General features: G+C 41.2%; 18 protein-coding genes and 1 riboswitch. Of the genes, 7 read left to right on the plus strand and 11 right to left on the minus strand.

The features are described from left to right. Positions 1–117: 117 nt before the first annotated feature. The 4 genes from NYE63_RS21705 to NYE63_RS21720 all read right to left on the minus strand — a co-directional run bounded on the left by NYE63_RS21705 (position 118) and on the right by NYE63_RS21720 (position 3539). Positions 118–1368 (minus strand): MFS transporter, encoded by a 1251-nt coding sequence (locus NYE63_RS21705; protein WP_342602654.1) that lies wholly within the window; start codon positions 1366–1368, stop codon positions 118–120. A 589-nt stretch (positions 1369–1957) separates the two neighbouring features. Then, positions 1958–2443: an SRPBCC family protein gene (locus NYE63_RS21710; protein ID WP_342602655.1), complete on the minus strand. Its 486-nt coding sequence runs from the start codon at positions 2441–2443 to the stop codon at positions 1958–1960. A 24-nt stretch (positions 2444–2467) separates the two neighbouring features. Then, on the minus strand, positions 2468–2980 hold the full coding sequence (locus tag NYE63_RS21715) for a GNAT family N-acetyltransferase (protein ID WP_342602656.1): 513 nt from the start codon (positions 2978–2980) through the stop codon (positions 2468–2470). A gap of 34 nt (positions 2981–3014) precedes the next feature. Then, the gene (locus NYE63_RS21720; RefSeq protein WP_342602657.1) at positions 3015–3539 is read right to left on the minus strand and encodes a YfiT family bacillithiol transferase; all 525 of its coding nucleotides are present in this window, start codon (positions 3537–3539) and stop codon (positions 3015–3017) included. A gap of 180 nt (positions 3540–3719) precedes the next feature. On the opposite strand from NYE63_RS21720, the gene NYE63_RS21725 reads away from it, so the two are divergent. From NYE63_RS21725 to NYE63_RS21740, 4 genes are all read left to right on the plus strand, one after another. Beyond that, positions 3720–4874: an endospore germination permease gene (locus NYE63_RS21725; RefSeq protein ID WP_342602658.1), complete on the plus strand. Its 1155-nt coding sequence runs from the start codon at positions 3720–3722 to the stop codon at positions 4872–4874. After that, positions 4849–6333, plus strand: coding sequence for a spore germination protein (locus NYE63_RS21730; RefSeq protein ID WP_342602659.1), 1485 nt, complete (start codon positions 4849–4851; stop codon positions 6331–6333). Before NYE63_RS21725 ends, NYE63_RS21730 begins: the two co-directional genes overlap by 26 nt. Before the next feature lie 4 nt (positions 6334–6337). Next, positions 6338–7483 carry a Ger(x)C family spore germination protein gene (locus NYE63_RS21735; protein WP_342602660.1) on the plus strand — a complete coding sequence of 382 codons (1146 nt, stop codon included), beginning with the start codon at positions 6338–6340 and terminating at the stop codon, positions 7481–7483. Positions 7484–7800: 317 nt separating this feature from the next. Then, entirely contained in the window at positions 7801–8238 is a 438-nt protein-coding gene (locus tag NYE63_RS21740) for a GNAT family N-acetyltransferase (RefSeq protein WP_342602661.1), read from the plus strand. Positions 8239–8297: 59 nt separating this feature from the next. Here the strand turns inward: NYE63_RS21740 and NYE63_RS21745 are convergent, their stop codons facing one another. Next, positions 8298–8582: an AbrB/MazE/SpoVT family DNA-binding domain-containing protein gene (locus NYE63_RS21745; protein WP_318290458.1), complete on the minus strand. Its 285-nt coding sequence runs from the start codon at positions 8580–8582 to the stop codon at positions 8298–8300. A gap of 502 nt (positions 8583–9084) precedes the next feature. Here NYE63_RS21745 and NYE63_RS21750 point away from each other — a divergent pair. The 3 genes from NYE63_RS21750 (at position 9085) to NYE63_RS21760 (ending at position 11092) form a co-directional block, all read left to right on the plus strand. Beyond that, the gene (locus NYE63_RS21750; protein ID WP_342602662.1) at positions 9085–10056 is read left to right on the plus strand and encodes a multidrug resistance efflux transporter family protein; all 972 of its coding nucleotides are present in this window, start codon (positions 9085–9087) and stop codon (positions 10054–10056) included. A 206-nt stretch (positions 10057–10262) separates the two neighbouring features. Continuing rightward, a riboswitch (guanidine-I (ykkC/yxkD leader) is annotated at positions 10263–10364 on the plus strand. 72 nt (positions 10365–10436) lie between these two features. After that, the gene (locus NYE63_RS21755) at positions 10437–10778 is read left to right on the plus strand and encodes a multidrug efflux SMR transporter (protein WP_342602663.1); all 342 of its coding nucleotides are present in this window, start codon (positions 10437–10439) and stop codon (positions 10776–10778) included. Continuing rightward, positions 10778–11092: a multidrug efflux SMR transporter gene (locus tag NYE63_RS21760; protein ID WP_063232560.1), complete on the plus strand. Its 315-nt coding sequence runs from the start codon at positions 10778–10780 to the stop codon at positions 11090–11092. Before NYE63_RS21755 ends, NYE63_RS21760 begins: the two co-directional genes overlap by 1 nt. 190 nt (positions 11093–11282) lie before the next feature. On the opposite strand, the gene NYE63_RS21765 is transcribed toward NYE63_RS21760, so the two are convergent. From NYE63_RS21765 to NYE63_RS21790, 6 genes are all read right to left on the minus strand, one after another. Next, the gene (locus NYE63_RS21765) at positions 11283–12074 is read right to left on the minus strand and encodes a DUF817 domain-containing protein (RefSeq protein ID WP_342605841.1); all 792 of its coding nucleotides are present in this window, start codon (positions 12072–12074) and stop codon (positions 11283–11285) included. Positions 12075–12154: 80 nt separating this feature from the next. Next, positions 12155–12376, minus strand: coding sequence for a helix-turn-helix transcriptional regulator (locus NYE63_RS21770; protein ID WP_063232556.1), 222 nt, complete (start codon positions 12374–12376; stop codon positions 12155–12157). Between the two features lie 10 nt (positions 12377–12386). Continuing rightward, on the minus strand, positions 12387–12869 hold the full coding sequence (locus tag NYE63_RS21775; protein ID WP_148357512.1) for a DUF2975 domain-containing protein: 483 nt from the start codon (positions 12867–12869) through the stop codon (positions 12387–12389). Positions 12870–13122: 253 nt separating this feature from the next. Beyond that, on the minus strand, positions 13123–16344 hold the full coding sequence (locus tag NYE63_RS21780; RefSeq protein ID WP_342602664.1) for a DEAD/DEAH box helicase: 3222 nt from the start codon (positions 16342–16344) through the stop codon (positions 13123–13125). 171 nt (positions 16345–16515) lie between these two features. Then, positions 16516–16746, minus strand: coding sequence for a hypothetical protein (locus NYE63_RS21785; protein WP_342602665.1), 231 nt, complete (start codon positions 16744–16746; stop codon positions 16516–16518). A gap of 19 nt (positions 16747–16765) precedes the next feature. Next, positions 16766–17884 carry a GerAB/ArcD/ProY family transporter gene (locus NYE63_RS21790; protein ID WP_342602666.1) on the minus strand — a complete coding sequence of 373 codons (1119 nt, stop codon included), beginning with the start codon at positions 17882–17884 and terminating at the stop codon, positions 16766–16768. Positions 17885–17896 lie beyond the last annotated feature (12 nt).

Genomic DNA, 17896 nt, shown 5'->3' on the forward strand with positions numbered 1-17896 from the left:
TAACTGGAGGGATGCCAAATATCCAATACCTTTTGATATTCATAATATACTACTTATCAGCTGGAACACCGGCCAGGCTCCCAGTCCTTCATCTTGACATGGGCGTTCTGTGTACCATTACTCGGGGGCATCTTTCGAGATGGGTTTTCCGGCTTCGATCAACACTTTGCTGCCCAGTAGGAAAAAACCTTGAATGAACAGCAATAAACCAGTTCCTATAAGCAGCCATTCTATCTTAATGATGTCGGATATCGGTCCAAATACAAGCATTCCCAGCGGCATCATCGAAGTCGAGATCATTCCTAAAACACCAAATACCCTACCGAGAAGATCACCATCGACCTTCTCCTGTAACAAGACAGTGGACGGCGTATTAAAGATCGGCATCGCCACCCCGACTACCCCCATGATGATCAAGTAAATCCAGAAAACGGGGATGATTCCAAGAGCGAAAGTACAGGCACCAATTATAAGGCTCGCAAGTGTCATCGTATGGATCTTGTTTTTAAAGCCTCCCCAGGAAGCCATGAAAATCCCGCCTAGCATCATACCGATGGCAAAAGTTATTTCTATCGCAGTCAACCGCCAAACATCATTCCCGAAAGAGCGTGTGACCTGAAGCGGTGTAAGAAATGCAACAGGTGCAGCAAGCACGAAGAAAAATGCGAAAAACATAAAAAACTTCTTAAGAAATTCGTGATTCCTGATATAGCTGAATCCTTCTTGCAAATCGGCGAAATAGCTGGTTGTTTGCTCTTTTAATGCCTTCGCATGTGCTGGAATTTTCAAAAATGCCAGCAATGTGAAGATGGCAATTGCAGCTGTAATCACATCAATGAAGAAAATGGTTTCGATTGAAGCCATCGTAAGCAGCGCGCCGCTCACCATGGGTGAAACGAGCATCACTAGCGCTTGAATGCTTCCATTTGTCCCGTTCACCTTCGTAAGCTTATCTTCTGGCACAAGCTGCGGAAGAATGGCCCCGACTGCAGGAGTCTGGATCCCAGTTCCGATCGCCCGGACAGCGGACATGACGAAAAGCAGCCAAAGCTCATCGTAGCCGATTAAAAACAAGATGGCCAATATCAGCGTTGAAATGGCAATCAATGAATCCGAAAGGATGATCAGCATCTTCCGATTATAGCGGTCTGCCCATACCCCCGCGATTGGGGAGAGTATAAAGGTAGGCACGAAACCACAAACGATGGATATCGTCATCATGACACCCGACTGTGTATTCAACGTGATATACCACATGATGGCATACTGAACCAAGGAAGAACCAAAGAGCGATATGGTCTGACTGCCTAGAAAAAGAGTGATATTCTTTTTCCAATTGTCCGTTACTTGTTCATTTAATGATTTCATCTCTCAAACACCTCATTCTATTTTTAGTATTTTTTTCTTAATGCCCTAAAAAAAACACAGGCTATCTGCCTGTGTTTAGAGTAAATGGATCAGAACCTATCTAAAGAAACCCGAGAGGATGATTATTTTCACGATAAAAATAATCTCCCACTGGCCTTCGTTTGGTCATACAACGGAGGATCCAACCTTTTACATGTATCCAAAATGAACACCTTGGATGCGTATTTATAAGATTAACTGGATTAGCGAAAACCTTTGATCCACAAAGGTTGCCGCAGCTTCAGCTGGACAGCAAAAAAAGAGGTTGAATGTCTCCTCTTTTTTCACAAAAGCGTAAAATGAAGGTTTCCTTAAAAATAGACAGACCATTCCCATTTACCCTGCGGACATGCAGAGCCCTTGAACGTATTCAATTAACGGTTCAAAGATTGGAAACGCAGTCTGATAAATGTCACAAGGAAAACCTCCATTTCTGATAAGTTAAAGTCATCTTAACATGGTACCAACTGGTATATCAACAAAAAAACTTCCTTCATAGCAGTAGCATCACTTCGGTTTTAGGCCGTCTTCTGTATCCACCGCATTCCATTCATCCATCCAATCGTTTGACGGCTGCCGTATATTCCATATGCCATTTTTCCCATTCACCCATTGGAAAGTCCTGGTGATGACCATCAAGTAAATCACTCAACATATCGAGGCAAACATGCCAGCCTGCCAAATCCTTTGGTGTATGATCATTAACCGGCTGGATGGATTCCTTCAATACTAATGAGCATTCATCCTTTTCAGGGGATACCTCGAAACGAACCCAGCCGTCCCCCCATTCAAAATCTAAAACGGCAGATTCCTGGAAATCCCTTATCTTCATATCAAAAGATTTCCCTGACCCATCATTGAAATTGAATTTTATGTTCCCGTCTTTTCGAAGGTCCTTTATTTCCAGATTGGACATCCACTTTTCCAACTTATCATTCTCCGTTAAAGCACCCCATACCTTTTCCACTGAATGATTAAGCAGGCGATCGAATCTTGCGATAATCCCATTACCTTCTTTTTCGATTACAGCTTTCATTTAGATTCCCCCCCATTCGATTCGTTACCCGATCTTATTTTTAAAATAAAAAATGGTCGGATGGAATTCACCATTTGCCGATTTCGCATAATCAGGAATCCTTCCTGCCTGAATATACTCCAATGAAGTATACAAGGAGTTAGAAGGATCACCTTCCCTTGTATCCAGGACCAATAATGTCCGTCCCTCCTGCTTGGCCCTCTTCTCAGCCTCTAGCATGAGTGAACGTCCTATGCCTTTTCGTCGATAACCAGTATGAGTCATTAATTTTGCGATTTCCGCACGATGGCCGCCGTTTTGCTTTGAACATAAATGTAACTGTACGCTCCCGACTATCTCACCCTGTAATTTCGCGACAAACAAAATCACATCAGGATTTAGGGCACTCCCCCAATAATCTTTAGCCTCAGACTGTTTCATGGGTGGTAAAAAACCAATGGACGCGCCATCATTCACAACATGCACCAAAAGGTCGGAAAGTTCATTATGATGGTTTTCGATTGATGTTAATTGTTCGACTTTCACCTCAGCATTCAAAGTAATCACAACCTTTCAGGAGAAATAGTTATATTCACCATCCCTGGCGCTTTGATAAAGAAGTAATATGAGCCAGATGATGGCGTCCGTGCCATGAATAAATGCCAACATTTTCACCGACAGTCACCTCTCCTGAATCAGGATGGATGAATGTTCGGCTCAGGTCGTCTGCATGAAGACCCGATAAAAGTTTGCACATTCGGATATGTACATTTTCGATTAGTGATAGAGAAACCTCAATCGGCAAATCATAATCAGGCAGCTCTGCCCATTGCCCCTCCTCGTACGGTTTAATGACCGGACTTTCTTCCGTAAGGGCCAATTTAAAGCGAATAAACGCATTCATATGACTATCAGCAACATGATGCACCACTTGGCGCACCGTCCATCCTCCAGGCCGATAAGCCGTATCAAGCTGTTCATCATCCATTTTACCAACTGCCTCCCGCAGCATCCCAGGCAAAGCTTCAATCTCGTTGATCCACCCCTCAGCCACACCACCAGTAATTTCCCCATCAAACTGAAACTTACCAATCGGGTATCTTAAATCCATCTTCATTCCCCCTTGATGTTCGATAGAAGTAGCATCCAGTATATATTCTTTATCGGTGCTGGCAAATCCTTTTTACCGGCATTCCTGGCTTTGCAATCCTGCTTATGTTTTCATTAACCCGCAGGAATATTAATCCACATCATTAGCACGTATACTATTTCCACATTTAGCAACCATAACAAAAGAATGTCAAATGCATCAATCCAATCTTTAAACAATGGAAATGGGGATAGGATTATCTTGAAGAAAATAAGTTCGATACAAACCCTTAGCATCTTCTTTTTGTCAATCGGCCTTCTTAATCACGTTATTTTGATCCCTTTCCTCCTATCCATCGGCGGAAGGGATGCTTGGTTTTTTTCTATCCTAACTATTGGATTGATCCCGATTTGGGTCTACATATTATCGAGGATAATCAAGAATATGAATAATCAATCCCTGACGGATTGGCTTGAAAATAGATTTGGGAAACACATTAAAAATATCGCTTTATTCTTTATCGTGATTTATCTGATCAGCCTTGTATTGGCAACAACCAAGGAAACGATTGATTGGATCACTACAAGCTTTCTTTTTGAAACCCCAAGTTTAGCCATTATCATTCCGTTTACACTGCTTTGCATATTTCTTGCCCATTCAGGTATGCGCTCCATCGCCATTTGTTCTTCTGTATTACTGCCAATAGTCGTCATTCTTGGCATATTCGTTGCGACCGGAAATATACCGACAAAAGATTATAGTCACCTCCTTCCCCTTTTCGAGAATGGCTATTTTCATGGCGTTAAAACCCTTAAATATTCTGGTTATGGCCTTTCAGAACTGATTTTAATCGTTTTTTTTCAGGAAAAGCTTTCTGATAAGATCAGTCGGAAAGTATTAGTTTTCTTATGTCTCGGATTATTGTTTTTACTTCTTGGCCCATTAACAGCTGCACTCGCTGAATTCGGCCCGACCTTAGCCGAAGCCATGAGGTACCCCGCCTATGAACAGTGGCGTCTGCTGACAATTGGAAAATATATCGAACATACAGACTTCTTTTCCATTTATCAATGGCTTGCAGGAGCCTATATCCGTGTTTCACTGGCGTTATTCTTAATAACGGAAGTCTTTAAAGGAAAAACTAATAATATGAAGCTCGGAATCCTTTTCGCTGTGGGCTTTCTTATGGTCGTCATCTCCATCGTACCATTTAGTAATTTCAAGTTTTTGCATGTAAGTCAGACATTCTACTATCCTGGCGCTTTTTATTTCTTGTTAGTTTTGTCCGCCTTTTTGTTTATCGGCACTTTCATTAGTTCGAAGGAGGGTAAACGACATGAGAATGAAACGATCCAAAAATGAGCCAACCGTGCCTGAATTAAGGGAGGAGACATTTCGAGAGTTATTCAGTTCAAGCTCAGATATCAAGTTTGACACGATATATATCGGAGAAACCGAAAGACTCATTCCTGTCCTTATTTTTTATTGCTCGGGTATGGCCGATATCAGTTTACTGAACGAGGGGATTTTGGAAAAGTTAAACAAGATGATGGAATTGGATGAGAGAATCGATGAAGAAAAAGCAATCAATAAGCTAAAACCCTTGATAGATCTGACGAAAGTAACCATTGATAGCGAATTCAATAACGTCCAACAGCTTATTTTCTCTGGGTATGCCTTATTATTCATACCATCAACCCAAGATTTATTTTCAATAAATTTGTCCAATGTTCCGAACCGGCAGCCTGAGGAGTCTTCCTTCGAGGTCTCGGTAAGAGGTCCAAGAGATGGGTTTGTCGAGGACATATCCATCAATACCGCTTTAATCAGAAAGCGGCTAAAAACCAAATCGCTTGCCTATGAAGACTTTATCGTCGGCAAGCGCAGTCAAACGAAAGTCGCACTGATGTACATGGATGATATCATCAATAAAGAACTGGTTAGAAATGTAAGGTCGAAAATTAATAACATTGATATTGATATATTGGTTAGCAGCCAACAATTGGAGGAATTGATCACAAACAGTAAATATAGTATTTTTCCACTCACTCATTATACGAGTCGCCCTGATTTTGTAGTGGAAGCACTCAATCAAGGAAGATTCATTCTAATCGTGGACGGTATGCCAACGATAATCGTTGCTCCTTCTACATTACTATTGCAAATAAAAACAGCAGAAGATTCGAATCTCCCTTATCTATTTGTAAGCCTTGAGCGACTGCTTCGCTTTATGGGGCTTGGCATCACCATATTATTGCCGGGGTTTTGGATATCCATCTCCGCTTTCAACATTGAACAGGTGCCGTTCCCGTTACTAGCCACCATAACCCTTTCAAGGCTGGGGCTTCCCTTATCCGCCACCATGGAATTCATTCTCATGCTCATTTTATTTGAATTATTCCGTGAATCCGGAGTTAGGTTACCTAAAGCGGTTGGGCAGACAGTTGCCGTTGTAGGCGGACTCATTGTCGGTGATGCCGCGATAAGGGCCGGACTGACCTCACAAACCATGCTAGTGGTTACTGCCGTAACCTCTGTCGCATCTTATACTCTTGTAAACCAGTCTTTAACAGGGGCCGTAACGATTCTGCGTATGTTTGTGCTGTTACTAAGCTGTATTTATGGAATCTATGGCTTGATAATCGGTTTCCTTTCCATTGTCACTTTACTATCCAGGCTTGATTCATTCGGGGTTTCCTATATTGGCGGACTGAACCCACCAAGAATCACAAAAATCCTGGATTCATTCATAAAGAGGCCATGGGACTCCAATAGCAAACGATCCTTGGCAGCTAATGATAAGACTAGAAAGGGGCAGTAAGGCCATGTTCCGCATCTACAAAATATTATTAACCATCCCTCTATTCCTTTTACTTTCAGGCTGCTGGGATGAAAAAACGATCCAGGACTTTCATTATATAACGGCCATCGGGATAGATTTCCAAGATGGGGAATACATTGTTTATACGCAACTTGTGGACTTCTCTGCGGTAGCTAAAACGGAGGCAAAGCCCACTCAAGCCCCGCCCGTATATGTAGGGAAACAAAAAGCGCGTTCCATCTCGATCGCCATTAATAAACTAATGCGCAATACTCAACAGTCTCTATATATAGGGCATGTTTCCACATTTGTCATCAGTGAAAATGTTTTGAAGCAGCAAAGTACAGAAATAGTGGATTATATTTACAGAAACCAATTACTTAGGTACTCAGCCAATATCTTTGCCACAAAAAGTTCCATGGAGGAGCTTTTCTCCATTAATGGTTATTTTAATTTATCGCCTTTATACACGACATTATATTTACCAGAAGATGTCTACCGGAATCGATCATTCATCCAACCCATTACGGTCCAAAGGTATTATTCTAACCAGCGGGAAAAAGCATCCACAACCATCCTACCCTCCATTTCCTGGAACGATAAAGTATGGAAAGAAAAAGATAAAAAAAGAAAAAGTCTCTTTATGGATGGTGCATTTGTCATTTATTATAAAGTGTCCCAGCCCTGGTTCTCTGAAAAAGATTTAAGCGGTTTACGCTGGCTCAATAAAAGGACCAACAAAACTCCCTTAAATATTAACATGAATAAACAAGACATCTATGCCTCTTTCTCCCATCCACATTATCAAGTAAAGCCTGTTCTCAAGGATGGAAAGTACAAATTTGATATTGACGTGGACGTATCAGGTAAAATACTGGGGCTTGATACACAAATGGATATTGATAAAATTAAACGAAAATTCGAAAATGAAATAAAAAAAGACATCCAAACAACCTTCAAGAGCGGGATTCAAAAGAATGCAGACCCTTTAAGCTTAGGTAAAATCCTTTATATCAAAGAGACAAAGTACTGGCAAAAAAATCATATAAAAGAGCCGAAGGATTACTTAGAAAAGGATTCACTACATGATATAAACGTAAAGGTACACATCCTTAACACAGGCGGTTTAGAAGCTAAACCACTCGAGTAAGGAAGAAAAGAGGATTTGGTTTGTGATTTTAGTGCCCAATTTAATTAATGCTCCATTCACGAGTAAATCGGCCAAACTCACGAGTAAACGCTGATATCACATGAGTTTGCTGCTACATTCTACGAGAAAACGCTGATAATCCATGAGTTTACTGCTCAACTTGGGTTTTAATAGCCCTCTTCATGATGAAAAAAGTCAGGATGGTGGCATTTTGAGCTCCATCCTGATTTTTGGCGTTGGAAAATGAGGTCCTGAATTTGTCGGATAGCATAATCAAGTGGTAAATTGAGAGTATTCTAACAATTGGGGGTCCATTTATGAGCATAAAGAAGGCTACATTACATGAGCTAGAATCACTGACCGAACTTTTTGATTTATACAGAGTGTTTTATGAGCAAACATCCGATCCCGGTCGCGCTAGGGAGTTTTTGAGAGAAAGGCTGACAAATGGGGAGTCTGTGGTTTTTATGGCCTATGATGAAGGAAATCCTATTGGTTTTGTACAATTATACCCTTCTTTTTCATCTGTGAGTATGATGCGGTCATGGGTATTGAATGATTTATTCGTGAAGGAGTCCGCCCGCAAAAAGGGATTTGGCGAGGAGTTATTGAACACGGCCATCACTTTTGCACGTGAAACAGGTGCCAAAGGAGTTTTACTGGAGACAGGCAAGGATAATGTAAAAGCACAGAAACTTTATGAAAAATTTGGTTTCATCCGTGAATTGAACCATTTCTATTATTTCACCATTTAATATAAAAAAGTGTAGGGAAACATTCCCTACACTTGGATGCTATTTATCTAGTATATTAATTATTTAGCAGTTTCCATGCTGGCTTGAATTTCTTTAATTAGAAGTTCGGCACCTTCAGAGCTAAGTATTAATTTACCGTCAGCAAGTTTCATATTGTCATCGGAAACTTCACCTGTAACCTGACATGTCATGTTTGGTTTATATTTTTGAAGGATGATGCGCTCTTGTTCTACATAAATCTCCAGAGCGTCTTTCTCATTAATTCCTAATGTTCGGCGTAGTTCAATTGGAATGACTACCCGTCCTAATTCGTCAACTTTACGTACAATACCTGTAGATTTCATTTAATTTACCCCACTAACTTTCTTGCGAATGTTGCATTTATATATTTCGTCACCATTCGACATTATTTGCACTTCTATAAAGATACCACTACCTACCATATTCGTCAATTCTCGTATCTTCGTATATTATCTGCCTCTATATGATTTTTATATAAAATATTAGTAATCCCTTCATAACAGGCGTCATAACAACGTTTCCCGCTTGTTTTTTGGTACATTTTGTTAATTTAATTATTAAAATGAAAACGTCTTCATATCATTTCAACAGCCATTATCCATCATTCCATGTCGAATGATGGATAATGAATTTAGCTAGCCTAATAGAATCCTGTTGATTTTCTTTTGCTTTTGAAGGACAATTTAAATTGATTGCTTATAATATTTCGAAAATTCATTCTGCTTTTGACACAGTGAATATTTCTGAAAAATCTTTCGTAAAGCCGAAACGATTGCCATACTTCGAGAGTCTTACTGACTCATAAAACAGATTGAGGTGAGTCAATTGCGTCCGATTATATTAGGTATTTGTTCCGCTTTCTTTTTTGCATTTACGTTTGTTTTAAATCAAGCCATGGAGTTGTCTGGCGGAAGTTGGATATGGAGTGCTTCGCTGCGTTATATCTTTATGGTGCCTTTTCTGTTGTGTATCGTATTAAGCAGAAAAAATCTGCGTCCCCTTTTACGGGTGATGAGAGAGAAGCCGGGTCCTTGGCTGCTTTGGAGTTTTGTCGGATTTGGGTTATTTTATGCTCCTTTATGCTTTGCATCCGCCTACTCACCCGGCTGGCTTATCGCCGGCACTTGGCAAATCACGATCATTTCGGGTGCGTTACTTGCGCCGCTGTTTTTTGAAAGTGTCCAAACGAATGATGGGCTTGAAAGGCAAAGAGGAAAGGTTTCTGTGAAGGGCCTCCTCATGTCCATGATCATTTTGCTTGGAATCATCCTTATGCAACTGGAACACACCAAGCACATTTCAATGGCCAATCTTTGGTTGGGAGTGATTCCAATCGTCATCGCCTCGTTTGCATACCCTTTGGGAAATCGCAAAATGATGGAAGTATCCGAAGGACGTTTGGATGCTTATCAGCGGGTTTTGGGAATGACTTTGGCGAGTCTGCCATTCTGGTTTCTGCTTTCATTGTACGGTTTCTTTACAGTAGGGGCGCCAACGAAGATGCAGAGTTTCCAATCCCTATTGGTAGCACTATTTTCTGGAGTCATTGCCACGGTCCTTTTTTTCAAGGCGACCGATTTGGTACGCGGAAATATGCAGAAATTAGCTTCAGTTGAAGCTACACAATCGATGGAGGTCCTTTTTGCCCTAGCTGGCGAATTATTATTCCTATCTTTACCGATCCCTTCTCCGTTATCGTGGTTCGGCATCTTTATCGTCATCATAGGAATGATCCTGCATAGCTATGTATCCCATAAAAAAGAAGGTTCATCCCGGAAACGGACAGTGAGTGCATAAAAAGCAACTCAAAAAAGCCCCGAATAAGATTTCGGGGCTTTTTCGACCTGAAAACAGAACTGACTACGTTCTTTTTTTCCATTGACAGGTCATGATAAATTGATGATTTTTTAGAGTGGCAAAAAGCTCACCATCCCATTTTTTTCATTAAACTTTTACCTTGAGTAAGTTCAAAAAGTATGTATAATGAAAGGTAATTGCATATGTCAAAGGTTTTCTAGGGTTCCGCAGCGCGTCTTATTGCTGGTCTGGTCCGAGAGAAAACTCACAGCATAGCTGTGTCACGGAAGGATAAAAGCCTGGGAGAAACTGTTTAACGGTTATCTCTTGGGCTTTTTTTGTTTTTTTGGTAAAGAATAAAATCGGAGGTGTGATATTTCATGAGCACAAACTGGATTAAAGTATTCATTGCGGCTTTTTTTGAAGTATTTTGGGTAATTGGTTTAAAACATGCAGATGACTTTTGGACTTGGTCTGGAACGGTCATTTCGATCATCATCAGTTTTTACTTGATGATAATGGCTGGCAGGAAGCTTCCTGTCGGAACGGTATATGCCGTGTTTGTCGGTATGGGTACGGCCGGGACCGTTTTTTCCGAAATCATTTTCTTTGGGGAATCCTTCAAGCTAAGCAAAACGCTATTGATCCTCCTCTTATTATCAGGGGTGATCGGCTTGAAGCTAGTGACTGATGATAAGACTGAGAAAGGGGATGAATCTTAATGGCTTGGGTCTCTTTAATCTTGGCGGGGCTATTTGAAATGTTTGGGGTTGCGATGATAAATAAATTGCACAAAGACCGTAATTGGCAATCCTTGCTGCTGTTATTCATCGGATTTGGAGCAAGTTTCCTATTTCTTGCTTTTGCCATGCAAACCTTGCCGATGGGGACGGCTTATGCTATCTGGACAGGGATCGGCGCATCTGGAGGAGCGATAATCGGGATGCTCTTATACGGGGAATCCAAAGATTGGCGAAGGGTCGTTTTTATAGCCATGGTCCTTGGCGCAGCAGTGGGATTAAAACTTGTTTCATAGGAATGTCCCACTTTAGGAGAAACTAGGAAGAAAAAAAGGAATATGGCACTACATTACAACCACCATCCTGATATTACGTTATCAGGATCTATATTATATAAAAGTATAGAAAATCAAAGACGACACATATATATGTGCCGTCTTTTCACCTAACTTGAATTAAGTAGAATTTTTCGCGCGTGAAGTCATTTTATAAAAAATGACCAGCATCCATCTCGGTGGAACCTTTCCCCTTAACCTGTTTTAGCGTCGCTACTATAAGAAAGCTAACAATCACTAATAATAGCCATGAGCTTACCTTTCCTAGATGAACGAGACTCCATGCATCAGTTTGGTTTGGATATTCCCAAGCTCCAAAGAACGTTGCGATATTTTCAGCTATCCATATAAAAAATCCGATGAGCACAAAAGAAAGTGCGATTGGCATACGATAACGAGTTCCACCAACCTCGTATGTGACCCATGATCGCCAAAATACGATGATGACAAGTCCAGATAACCACCAACGAACATCAATCCAATAATGATGGGTGAAAAAATTCAAATAAATTGCAGCTGCAAGAGATACAACGACCAAAAAAGGTGGCCACTTGACCAGTTCAACCTTTAACCTCCTCCACGCCTGGCACAAATAACTCGCTACACTTGCGTACATGAATCCGCTATACAGAGGCACTCCAAAAATTTTGAAATATCCTTCCTCTGGATAAGTCCAGGAGCCCATATGTACCTTGAAAAGTTCAAGAGCAAGTCCAATAAGGTGGAACAATGTGATAACCTTTAGTTCATCCTTTGTTTCAAGTCCAGAACGTACCATCCACCACTGCATCAGAAGGCAGATGATGAGCAGCCAGTCATACCGCGGCAGGAAGGGAAGCGGTATGAATTTTGTAATAGCCAAAGAGGCAAAAATAACGGCAGGAAACAAACATGACAGGGCCTGCTCCCAACCAAAACGAACGAGTTGTTTTAATGCTCTCATGATTGGTGCCTCCATTTTTTTAATGGTTAAATTCATGAGTAACTCCCCTTTGATGAAATCTTTCCTTTTCTTCCACTTTTTTAATCTTGGGTGTCTTCATCATTCCGGTATTCTAAAATATCTCCGGGTTGACATTCTAAAGCCTTACAAATCGCCTCTAAAGTTGTTAATCGAATCGCTTTTGCCTTACCGTTTTTCAATATGGAAAGGTTAGCCATCGTTATTCCAACCCTCTCAGAAAGTTCTGTAACACTCATTTTCCTTTTAGCCAGCATCACATCAATATTGATTATAATTGCCAAGTTATTCACCTCAGACTATTAAGTCATTTTCTGATTTTATATCGATGGCTTCTTGTAAAAGCCTTTGAAGAACAGCAGCAAAGACTGCAATCACCATTGAAGCAAAAATAACGACCATGCCGATTAATATGATACCTGGGGCGTCGTCCATTTCCGCCATGAGATAAAAGAGCGGCATGCCTGCCACATACAAGACACTGATTGTGATTGCACAATTTTTTATAGTCTTTAAAGCTCTTACAGATAATTCCGAGAAAGCTTTGTTCTTGTCAATATAGCTTAAAAGTTTAAAGGCTTGATATAGAGCAAAGTAAAAAGGTATCGCCGATGCATACAAATCGATTAAAATAAGATATTTCAAATAAGTCATATCCGGATATAATTCTGCTGCAAAATTCGCTATCTCAGGCACCACAAAGATGCACAAAGCAAGAACTGGAATTCCAATAAGAATAACAGCTATCTTTAAAAAGAGTGTTGTTCCTAGTTTCATAAAAAAGCACCTCACTTATTTATTGTCCATTTAATTTAACACACGATTTATCGTTTCACAATAAAACATTGTTGTTTTTTATTATATTATTATTGTTACTGAAATATCCTTTCATTTAAAAAAATTAAAAAAGCATTCCTCATTACAAAGAAATGCTCCATAACTAACTATACAATTCATCACTTGTTCCCTTATGTTTAATAACTATGGTTACCTTTAGCTCTACTCGTCTGCGTAACCGTATTCCCCCTCCTTATATCATCAGGATTTCCCTGATATCTTCTTCTGTAAGTGCAGATGACGACTTGTCTCCAGGGTCGATGATTTCTTCAATAAGGTGTCTCTTTTTCTCTTGCAGTTCATTCATTTTTTCTTCGATTGTGCCACGGGCAATAAGTTTGATGACTTGAACCGCATTCTTCTGCCCCATTCGATGGGCACGGTCCGCAGCTTGTTCTTCAACTGCCGGATTCCACCAAAGGTCATATAGAATGACTGTATCGGCACCCGTCAGATTGAGACCCGTACCGCCCGCTTTCAATGAAATGAGGAATATATCCCGTTCTCCTGCATTAAACCGATTGCAGATTTCCACACGTTCCTTTGATGGGGTTTGTCCATCCAGATAGAAAAAGGGTTGTCCCTTCATGGCCAAATCCCTGCCGATAATTTGAAGCATTTTTGTAAATTGCGAGAAAATCAGCACCCGTCTTCCAGAATGCTTCGATTCCTCGAGTATTTGCATCAGTTGCTCATATTTTGCTGAACTGCCTTTATATCCGGCCACAAACAAGGCGGGGTGACAGCATATTTGCCGAAGCCGGGTCAAGCCAGCGAGGATCCTGATCCGATTTTTCCGGAGGGTGTCCTTGTCCAGGTGTTTCAGCGTATCATGCCGCAGCTTCGCCAGATAGGCGCCGTACAGTTTCTTCTGATCAGGGAGCAGTTCCATCGATTCCAGCGACTCGATTTTTTCCGGTAGTTCCGCTAGTACTTCCTCTTTCATTCTCCGCAGCAAAAATGGACGGATCCTGCGGGAAATCTGCTTCCTTGAGAGGTTGCTATATTCCTTTAATCCCATGAATAGTTCAGGGAATACGACGTGGAAAAGGGACCAGAGCTCTTCTAGTGAATTCTCGATGGGCGTACCAGTCAACGCGAAGCGATGTGCCGCTTTTATCCTCTTGGCTGCTCGTGCCGTTTGTGTCACTGGGTTCTTAAAGGCCTGTGCCTCATCGAAAAACACCGTATGGAAGTCCTCTTTTTCAAACGACGTGATGTCTTTCCGAAGCAATGGATAAGAGGTAATCACTACGTCCACGTCCTTCACTTCCTTAAGCAGCTTTGACCTTTCCGTCTTGTCGCCATCTACGACGACGGCTTGTATATCAGGAGCGAATTTAGTGAATTCACTCAGCCAATTGTAGGTCAATGATGATGGGCAAACAATAAGCGCCGGAACCCTATTCTTACGGATGTCAGGTAGCTCGGATAAAATGAACGTGATGCTTTGCAGTGTTTTTCCCAGACCCATATCATCAGCAAGAATCCCGCCAAAACCGTATTGGGCAAGTATTTTCATCCATTTGTAGCCGTTTTTTTGATATTCGCGCAAGATCGGACTTAGACTATTTGGCACCACGAACTCCAAGGCGCCCGGATTCCTGATATTATCCAAAAACTGACGGAATGATTCCTCCATCGTGAATGTCTGGCTGTCATTCACGGAATCAAGGAGCTGCAGCCCTTTTACGATTGGCATGTTCAGCGTGCTTTCCAGGTCTTCATCCTGTACGGGCAGTGCATTCAGAAAACGATTGATTTCCTCGTATTCCCTTGTTTCAAGGGAAAGCAGCGATCCATTCCTTAAACGAAAGTACTTCCTTTTTTCTTCAAGCGCTGCTAAGACCTCACGTATTTGTTTATCTGGGATATCATCCATTTCAAATTTGAATTCGAGCCAATTAGTCCGTTCTTTTTTAATTTTCACCCTAATCCGTGGTGCAGTATTCCCACGGGAAATCCGGTTTCTCACAGCGGTCGTGGCATAGATTTGTACAAGCTTCTGGAGTTTCGGAACGTTGTGGTACAAAAACTCATACTCCAACTCTTCGTTATGCAAGAAATAGCCGCCGTCCGTCTTGGCAAACTGGCTATCCTCCATCACCTTTAGTATCTCTGCCTCCTTCTCAACATCCCTTATAATCATCGAGACTGCCTTGGATTCCTGTTTTTCCAAAGGGTTGATCACGATATTTTCATAAATGAATTCCAGCCCCGCAAGCAGCCTGTTTTTCACTCGATCCAAGTATAGCTTAGCAATCAGCGGTGTCTTCAAAAACAATTCGGTGATGCATCTTGCTATATGGACTTCACCGAGTCTTTTCAAACCTGGTACCACTTTGTCCAGGAATAATTCCAGCTGGTCATGATGGATTGGAATTTGATTCATCCCCGAATCCTCCATCATTTGCTTTAACTCTGAAAGGCGCTGGAAATCCTCATTTTCGAGCTGAACCAATTTCCCTTCAAATAGAACCAATGTGTATGCATTCATGACAATCATCTCGTGCAGCCTTTTAATATTCAGTTGATAACCTTTGCCCTCGCTTTCGGTAAAGTTAAACTGTAAAGGAAGCGGTCCGTTTGATAAACGAAAGCCATTGAATGTAAGGCCACCATAGGCAAGCTTTACCAATGGCGCTCTTTCAAGGACGGGGACAAGCCTTCGAAAAGAAGATGGAGGCAAAAGTAATAAGTGATTGTCCAATGTATATTCAACTTTATCCGTCAGGGCGTCAACATAGACTTTTTCATCCGATATCACTGTAATGAGCTCCTGAAGCACGGAATCATTTTCATTCTGAAAACAATGCAATAACGGGTCATATATAAATGAAAGGGACACTTCGGCAGGCTTTCCTTCTTTAACTCGCATCAGGAAATCCCGGACATTCGCCACATGGAAAGAACCGATTTTCATTTCCAGTCCTAACATATATTGTTCCGTTCCCATCCATACTGGTTTACACGTAAATTCCGCGTCAAGCATCTTTCTTTTTTCAAAGTGGCGCTGATGACCGCTTTTGCGAACAGGCTGATTATTGAAAAGGGTCAGCAAGCCCTCCGACAACTTCTTATTGGCTGAAGCAGCAGAACTGTGTGCATGCAGGCCCTCAGGAATCGTTCCATCTCGCTGATGGTCGTAAACCGACAGCAGGACGGCTGCAATATGCTGGCAATCCCTTTGGTAGGAAGCTAGCGAAGGACAGCTGCATTTCGTCTGAAATCCACCGACAGCATCCACTTCAATCATGACATGGAAGTCTTCCTTCCCTTTAACCGTTGCTTCACAACCATCAGGACGGTAACTTTCAAATGTCACTTTATTGGCACGATGAAAAGCTTCCCCTCTTTTGAAGGAGACGGCCCCGCACATGTCTTTTATGATTTTTTGATTTATTTTGATATCCAAAATTGCCGTCCTCCTCCCGGGGTTTTGTTGTTGAGTGATTTTACATTCCGTTGAACAATAAGCTCATTTTATCATCATACTATGAAATGGGTTTTCGGGGTTGTAAAAAAGCAAAAAGACAAACTCCCATATTCGGAGTTCATCTCTATTTCAGCAAGGGGAATTGCTCCATCATTGTTGTCCTTTGGTGTTGCCTTTCTTTTTTTTTCGATAAAAGAAGCTGAACACAAGGAAAACAAGAAGAATGAGAAAAAGGATAAGTTCAGCGGGGTCCTTCACCAAAAATGGGTTAAAGGCATGCTTGATTGAATTATCCAAATCAAATCCCATTAATATATCCATACCTAAAGATATGACCACTAAAGGGGCTAGGATCAAAACTGTAATACCAAAGATTTTCATTTCTCATCAATTCCACCTTTTAGGAACTTTTTTTGGTGCTTGTCTTCCCTTTTTTTCGATTCTTAAAAAAGGCAATGATCAAGAGAAGCAACGGAATGATCACCTGAAATGGCAGATGGATGTAATTTGGTACGGCATCTAGCCCTTCATAGATATGTTCCGTATAGCTGCTTGCCATAATAATCGAAATCAATAAAATGACCATGCCAATAGGGTAAGCAAGTCTGGAGGGCTGTTTAACATTGAAAACATTCGCCGTACCCGTTACCGCTACATAAGTAAATACACTTATCTTGATGAACCCGCCAATCATCAACAAAAACAAGAAGTACACATCGAGACGTTCAAGAAAGCCAGCGACCTCTATTGACTGAATGAGGGTAAGAAGAGGGTATTGCGAACGTGTTGTAAGGTCCACACCAAGTACAGCAATATTCACAGCCATTATTATCGCGAGAAAAATACCGCTTGTCGCCAAGCTCCCTATCCCAATTTTTTTCAGTCGCTGAGGTTCGTTCAAATAAGGAAAAATCATTAAAAACACTATGATCTCGCCAAATGGAAAGAAAACGGTTTTAGTGAAACCCATTTTCAACATCTCTGTCCCGCTGATTTCAAAAATGGGTTTTAAGTTGTTTAAATGGATCATGCCTGAAGAAATAATTAGAAGAAAGAAGGTCATTAAAAGTAAATTCTCCAAGACAAAGAATAGTTCCCCCGTCCTCGTCAATACTTCTATCCCTTTACGGACCGTATACACCACGACTAAAATTAATACAGCGTTCGCAACAAATAACGGAATATGAGGATAGGCAAAAGTAAGCAGTGTATCTCCGAAATCCCTCAGCACCCTTGCAGCAAGATAGATGAAATAAAGGATGTATAGAAAAGCTACGATCCTGCCTAGAAAATTCCCCAATATATGTTTTACAAACTCTGTTAACAGCTGATCAGGGTAGTATTGAAAAAGACCATAATAAATGAAAAATAATAAAAATCCGCCTATCATCGCAATAAGGATGACTAGCCAAGCAGCCTGCTTGGCTTCACCTGCAAGCGGAACCAAAAGTGCACTGCCCATTTCAAACAGGAAAATAAGGACGAACAGCTGGTAACCGCTGATTTTGGCCTTTTCCATGAGGATGCCACT

This window comes from Peribacillus sp. FSL E2-0159, assembly GCF_038643155.1.
GTDB lineage: Bacteria > Bacillota > Bacilli > Bacillales > DSM-1321 > Peribacillus > Peribacillus simplex.